This is a genomic window from Streptomyces sp. NPDC048057 (assembly GCF_040653095.1).
In the GTDB taxonomy this organism is placed as follows: Bacteria; Actinomycetota; Actinomycetes; order Streptomycetales; family Streptomycetaceae; genus Streptomyces.
Window position 1 is genome coordinate 21,865 of the sequence record NZ_JBEZNF010000056.1, and the last position, 6,414, is coordinate 28,278.

Genomic DNA, 6,414 nt, shown 5'->3' on the forward strand with positions numbered 1-6,414 from the left:
GCATTCCTCCATTGGTGTTCCATGTATGAAAAGGCGGCAAGAAAGGTCAACGAACCGACGGGGCAGGCGTACGGAGAAATAACAAATCGGTCATCCTTCATCCGACTTTGGTCATTCCTTGTCACTTCACAGCCTTCGGCTTGCTCTCGCCTGACCCTGTGCGAGGAGGCGGGTCGCCCGTCTCGTCGTCGTCCTCAAGGGCCCGAGCCCGGTCCGTGAGGTCGGTGAGCACGGCACGGCAGAAGGAGTCTCGGCATGATCCGCCTTTCCCGGACGCTGTCTTCAGGGTGGTTCGCCGCGGTGGGCGCCACCGCGCTGTTGGGCGCGCTCGCGCCCGCGCCGGCGGCGCACGCGGCGCAGCTCGCGTGTGGTCAGACCGTCACGACCAGCATCGTTCTCACCTCGGACCTGCTCGACTGCCCCGGCGACGGGTTGGTCGTCGCCAGCAGCGGCATCACCCTGGACCTCAACGGTCACACCGTCGACGGCATCGGCCTGGGCATCGGCATCCGCAACGACGGATTCGACAACACCACCGTCACCAATAGCAGCAGCAGTCCCGGGGTCATTCAGGACTTCGACTACGGAGTCCAACTCAACCCGGGCGCCTCCGGGAATGTGGTCGAAGAACTCACCGTCCAGGTGAACGAACTCGCCGGCGTCGAACTCAACGGCGCCGTCGGCGACAACCAGGTGCGCAACAATCTCGTCGACCGGCAGTCCCAGAGGGGCATCACGTCGGTCGGCGGGGCCAGCGGCAATGTGATCGCCGGCAACACGATCACCGGAAACCAGGGCGAGGGCGTCTTCGTCCAGGGCTCCGCCGACAGCCGCATCGAAGGCAATCAGATCAGCGGCAGCGGCGACGCCGGGCTGGTGCTGGAGGGCTCCAGCGGGAACACGCTGCTGACCAACACCGTCGACGGCAGCAGTGACGGCGCCTTCCTCGTACGGCTCGGGTCGAACGACAACCTCATCCGGGGCAACTCCGCCACCCTCAACGCGGACGCCGGGCTGATCGTGTCCGACTCCACCGGCAACCGCATCCTGAACAACACCCTCCAGGGCAGCGGCGACAGCGGCATCTTCCTCCAGTCCGCCCACGGCTCGACGATCACCGGCAACGACGTCCGGCTGAACACCGGCGGCATCGAGCTGAACGGCTCCGACGACAACCTGATCCGGTCCAACATCGCGAGCGACACCACCGGGGACGGGATCAGCCTGGAGGACTCCGTCAACAACGCGCTGGAGTTCAACCAGGTCAACAGCAACAACTCCGGGGGCATCCACGTCACCGGGGACGCCGCCGCCGGGTCCGGCAACCGGCTGGTCGGGAACACCGCCAACGACAACAACGGCGACGGCATCCACGTCTCCAAGGCCGTCCACACCCTCCAGGACAACACCGCCCGCAACAACGGGAGCTGGGGCGTCTTCGCCGACCCGGGCAACGTCGACGGCGGCGGCAACCGGGCGAGCGGCAACGGGCAGGCGGCCCAGTGCGCGGGCGTCGTCTGCACGCCGTGACCACCAGGCGCGCCGTCGCGGGTTGAGCAGACCCGGCCGGCACCCCGCCCCCCTGCACGCACCGCACCGGGACCGTCACTCTGTGTTCTAGCATCGCGGCGATGGACGCTCAGTACGAGTTCGGGATCCTGGGGCCGGTCCGCGTCGTCCGGGACGGGCGGGACGTGGCCGTGGCCGCCGTGCAACTGCGCACCGTGCTCGCCGCGTTGCTGGTGGACGCCGACCGGGTGGTGCCCGTGGGGGCGCTGGTGGACCGGCTCTGGGGGGACGGGCCGCCGCGGGGTGCGCGGAACGCCGTGCAGAACTACGTCCTGCGGCTGCGTCGCGCCCTCGGGGCCGGCGTCGTGGTGACCGACCGGTGCGGCTACGTGCTGCGGGTGGCCGAGCGGAACGGGCTGGACGTCCGCAGGTTCGCCTCGCTCGTCGCCGCCGGGCGGACCGCCGCGGGTGAGGGGCGCCCCGAGCGGGCGGTGGGACTGCTCGACGAGGCGCTCGGGCTGTGGCGGGGCGATCCGTTGGGGGATCTGCCGGCGGAGCGGTTCCAGGACGTCGTACCCGCTCTGCACGAGCAGCACCTGGCCGCTCAGGAGGCGTGGGTCGAGGCCGTGTTGGCGTGCGGGCGGCCCGCCGACGCGCTGCCGCGGCTACGGCGGTTGACCGACGGGCACCCCTTGGACGAGCGGTTCTGGGCACAGCGGATGCTGGCGCTGTACCGGTGCGGTCGGCAGGGCGAGGCGCTGGAGTGCTTCCGGGTGGTGTCCGCGGTGCTCGCCGAAGAGTTGGGCATCGACCCGGGTGCCGAGCTGCAGGACCTGCACCAGCGGATGCTGACCGCGGCACCGGACCTCGTGCCGGCGCCACGCCGACGGGAACTCGTCACGGCCGGCGCCCGCGCGCCGTCCTCGGGCGCGCCGGGGAACCTGCCGGCCGAGACGACGTCGTTCGTCGGCCGGGAGAGCGAGATCGACGAGGCGGGTCGGCTGCTGGCGCGGGGTCGGTTGGTGACGCTGACGGGCGTCGGCGGGGTCGGCAAGACCCGGCTCGCGCTACGGACCGCGCGCCGGCTCGCGCCCTCCTTCCCCGACGGCGTGTGGCTGACGGACCTCGCCGCGCTCACGGACCCCGCGTTGCTGGAGCGGGCCGTCGCCGAGTCGTTGGGGCTGCGCGACCAGTCCATGCGGTCCGCGGGCGACGCGATCGCCGACCGGCTGCGCGACCGGCGGCTGTTGCTCGTCCTGGACAACTGCGAGCACCTGGTGGGGGCCGTGGCCGCGCTGGTGCTGCGGCTGCTGCGGGCGGCGCCGGAACTGCGGGTGCTCGCGACCAGCCGGGAGCGGCTGTGCGTACCGGGCGAGCACGTGCTGCTCGTACCGTGTCTGACCCTGCGGGACGAGCCCGACGGCACTCCGTGCGAGGCGGTCCGGCTGCTCGTCGACCGGTCGGCCGCGGGCGGTACGCCGCCGTGGGCCGACGAGCTGCGTGCCGCGGCGGCCACCGAGCTGTGCCGGCGGCTCGACGGCATCCCGCTGGCCATCGAGTTGGCGGCCGTCCGGTTGAGCGCGCTGACCGTGGAGGAGGTCCTGGAACGCCTGGAGGACCGCTTCCACCTGTTGTCGGCCCTGCGCGAGCGCGCCCAGGGCGCCGGGCCGTCCGGCGTATCGAACGGTCCCGGTCGGTACCGGCACACGCTGCGCGGCGTCATGGACTGGAGCCACGGTCTGTGCACGCCCGGGGAGCGGTTGCTGTGGAGCCGGCTCTCGGTCTTCGTCGGCGGGTTCGACCTGGAGGCCGTCGAGTCCGTGTGCACGGGCGGCGGGATCGCCCGCGCGGACGTCCTGGACCTCGTCGACGGCCTCGTCCACAAGTCCGTCGTCACGGTCGACCACGGGGACACCGGCCGTCGGCGGTACGGGAGCGCGTCCCGCTACCGGCTGTTGGAGACCATCCGCCAGTACGGTGCGGAGCGGCTGCGCGCGGAGGGCGACGCGACCGGGGTGCGCGTACGGCACGGCGAGCACTACCGGGACCTGACCGCCCGGGCCGCCGCCGAGTGGTGCGGCCCCGACGAGGTCGGCTGGCTGGAGCGGCTGCGGACGGAGCTGCCCAATGTGCGTTCCGCGCTGGACTTCTGCCGTGCCGACCCGGGCCGGGCGCCGATCGGGGCGCAGATCGCCGTGGATCTGATGCGCACGCGTGCCTGGTTCTTCGGCAGCACGCTGGGCGAGGCGCGGCACTGGGTCGAGAGCCTGTCGCAGCAGTTCCCCGACGCCGCGGGCGGGGCGAGCGGGGCGCCGGCCGTGGTGGTGACGGCGATGAAGACGTTCATCGCCCTGGTCCAGGGCGACCCGGCGGCCACCGCGTACTTGGCGGAGTGCCGTGCGGCGGCCCGTGCCGGCGGGGAGCAGCAGGCCGCGCCGGTGGAGTACATGACGGGCGTGCACGCCCTGCTGGTGCTCAGCGATCCCGCGTCCATCGACCGGCTCGCCCGTGCGCGGGCGGAGTTCGCCGCGGTCGGGCAGACCGGTGATGCGCACATGGCCACCATGTTCTGGGCCATGGCGGCGGCCTTCCTCGGCAGCGGTGACGTCGCCCGCGCCGCCTGTGCCGCGTACGTCGCCGAGGCGGAGGCGGCCGGCGCCGCATGGGCACTCACCTGGGCGCACTGGTGCACGGGGCTGACCGAACTCCTCCACGGGGAGCCGCTCCGGGCGCTCGTCCCGCTGTGCGACGCGCTCGTCCGGCAGCGCGCCCTGGACGACAACTGGGGTCCCGCGTGGAGCTTGGAGACGCTGGCCTGGGCGCTGGGTGCGCTCGGCCGGCACCGGCAGGCGGTCGTCGTCCTCGGTGCGGCCCGTCGCCATCGACGGGTCACGGGAGCACAGCTGACGGGGCTCCACCCGTTCGCCGCGCTGCACGCCCGGACGCAGTCCGTCGTACGGGACCACCTGTCGGCCGACGCGTACGCCGACGCCTGGCAGCGGGGCGCCGGGGCCGACGACGGCATCGCGCTGGCGCTGACCATCGCGCACGAGGCGCACGAGGCGGAGGGCGTACGGGCGGCGGAGTGACCGGGGTGTGACCGGGCCGAGAGCGCGCATCGGAAGGGTGCTGCTCGGGACCTCGGAAGGTACCCACCCCGGTCTGGTGCGCCGCGCCCGGACCGTCGCGGCCTGCGACGACGCGGACGGCACCGGCACCACGGCCCGCGGCCGACCGCGTGCCGCCGGCCGGGAGACGAACGACACGAACAGGAGCCCCATGCGTACACCACACTCCGTCCGGACCGCCGTCAGCGCGACGGCGCTCGCCTGTGCCCTCCTCCTGGGCACCGGCGGCACGGCCTTCGCCAGCACCTTCCTCAGCTGGTCGGGGCCGCAGAACACCGGGAGCGCCAGGGAGCTCCACGCCTGCGGCTGCCACAACATCGACCCCGCCCACAAGGCCGCCTACCGCTTCACCTACACCGGCCAGACCGCTGCGATGTACAACGAATCCGACTGCCGGGGGCTGGTGCACCACACCTTCCGGGGCAGCCAGGAGAGCCGGGCCCCGTTCGGGTGGAAGAGCATCTTCTTCCACTGCTGACGGGCTGAGGCGGCGGGCGGGCGGGGCGAGCGGACCGTCCGCCCGCCGCCGGGGGCCTGGGGCCTGGGGCCGTCCAAGGGGGATCACAGGGGGACGAGCTGTCGTGCCGGAACACGGCACGCAAAGGAGCCGGGCACCCGCCGGAACGGAAACGGTCTGGTCACACCGGCTCCTCTTCTGTGCCCCCGCACCGATTGGATTCCGCCGAGGCTAGGACTCGCAGGGAGCGGTGGTGAACCTCCGATGGGACCACCCTGGGTCGATTCGGTCCCCGAGGAGGAGGGGGTACGGCGCCGTTCCTCCTCCTTTCGGCGGAAGGTCGCAGCACTCCACCGGCGGGGCACGCCATGTCCCCGGCCCCCTCCCATTGAAGGAGAAGGCCGGAAGTCTCACCGGTGTGATGATTTACAGCTTTTGGATTCCACGTCTAGCGTCAGTGGGCATCGATCTTGGGCCGGCGCCCCCCGCAGCCGGTCCGGGGTCGGGCAGGGCGCCTTCGACGAGTTCCACTTCCCGGAACTGGTCTCATCTCCCTCATACCGACGAAGTGCTGGTGCGCCCTGCCCGCGGTTGCTCCGACCGGAACAGAACGCTTCACGTGGGAGACCTACATCATGACGAGTGAACGCGAGTCCCTGACACCCCGCGAAGAGCTCCTTTGCCGGCTCTTTGCCGAAGTGCTCAAACGGCCCGAAGTGTCCGTCGACGAAGGGTTCTTCGCGCTCGGTGGCGACAGCATCTCAGCGGTCGGCCTGGTGGGCCTGGCGCGGGAGGCCGGTCTGGAATTCACTCGACGCGAGCTGTTCCAGAATCCTTCGCCCGCCGAGTTGGCCACCGTCGTGCGGGAGGTGGAACCGCCCGTGGAAATGACGGCCGATTCCAACGGGCCGGAGGCCGCGACCGTCGCCCCGGAGGCACCGCTCATCTCGCTTTCCCAGGCCGAACTCGACGACATCGAACGGCAGCTCGGCTGACTTCCGCGCGCCTGGTGGATCGCCCCCGGCGATCTGCCGGACATCGTCGTGCGCGCTTCCCCTGGACTGTTTCCGCTCGGCCGGCACCTGACACCTCAGCGGGCTGAGCCCATTTTCATGCGCATGCAGCAACCGTCCTCGATGGGCCGTCCATCGAGGGGACGGGCGCTGCCTCCTGACCCATCCCAGAAACAAGGACACCAGAGGGAGCGGATTGATGAAGCCGGGAATCCTGGATGTGTTGCCGTTGGCGCCGTTGCAGGAGGGCCTGCTCTTCCACGCCCAGTACGACGACCAGGACACCCCCGACGTCTACGTCATCCAA

At 71.5% G+C, this 6,414-nt stretch carries 4 protein-coding genes; all 4 read left to right on the top strand.

Translation table 11 applies throughout. The features are described from left to right. Positions 1-255 precede the first annotated feature (255 nt). The 4 genes from AB0E05_RS35830 (at position 256) to AB0E05_RS35845 (ending at position 6,089) form a co-directional block, all read left to right on the top strand. Positions 256-1,530, top strand: coding sequence for a NosD domain-containing protein (locus AB0E05_RS35830; protein WP_361971680.1), 1,275 nt, complete (start codon positions 256-258; stop codon positions 1,528-1,530). Positions 1,531-1,631: 101 nt separating this feature from the next. Then, positions 1,632-4,598, top strand: coding sequence for a BTAD domain-containing putative transcriptional regulator (locus tag AB0E05_RS35835; RefSeq protein WP_361971682.1), 2,967 nt, complete (start codon positions 1,632-1,634; stop codon positions 4,596-4,598). Between the two features lie 190 nt (positions 4,599-4,788). Continuing rightward, positions 4,789-5,115, top strand: a complete 327-nt coding sequence (locus tag AB0E05_RS35840; protein ID WP_361971684.1) for a MiAMP1 family antimicrobial peptide — start codon at positions 4,789-4,791, stop codon at positions 5,113-5,115. Positions 5,116-5,729: 614 nt separating this feature from the next. Further along, positions 5,730-6,089: a phosphopantetheine-binding protein gene (locus AB0E05_RS35845; RefSeq protein ID WP_361971686.1), complete on the top strand. Its 360-nt coding sequence runs from the start codon at positions 5,730-5,732 to the stop codon at positions 6,087-6,089. Positions 6,090-6,414: the final 325 nt, after the last annotated feature.